Source organism: Acinetobacter sp. ESBL14 (assembly GCF_036668815.1).
Taxonomy (GTDB): domain Bacteria; phylum Pseudomonadota; class Gammaproteobacteria; order Pseudomonadales; family Moraxellaceae; genus Acinetobacter; species Acinetobacter gyllenbergii.
Map to the genome: position 1 here is coordinate 1 of NZ_JAZEVS010000065.1, position 293 is coordinate 293.

General features: G+C 48.5%; 1 protein-coding gene. It reads right to left on the bottom strand.

Annotated features, from left to right (window positions below):
• On the bottom strand, positions 1–293 hold a 293-nt coding region (locus V6E90_RS21805), incomplete at both ends, for a hypothetical protein (RefSeq protein WP_332606424.1).

The window sequence follows — 293 nt, forward strand, 5'->3', positions numbered from 1 at the left end:
TCACCGCTGGATAGTCAATACCATTCACAGTCACAACAATGGTCGCATTCGGATCATTGATCGTACCGCTCAAGTCTGGTGTTGAGTCATTGGTGAATTCATCATTCAATGCAACCACTGGTGGTAAGCCATCTCCATCAACAATCTCTGTACCTGGCAATGAAACGTTTCCTGCCAAGTCGGTCGCTGTTGCTGTAACGGTATCACCATCAACCAGATTGCCTGGGTTTGGTACTGTCCACGCACCTGTGATTGGATCGGTTGGTACTTGAACTGTGGTGCCATTCGGGAAG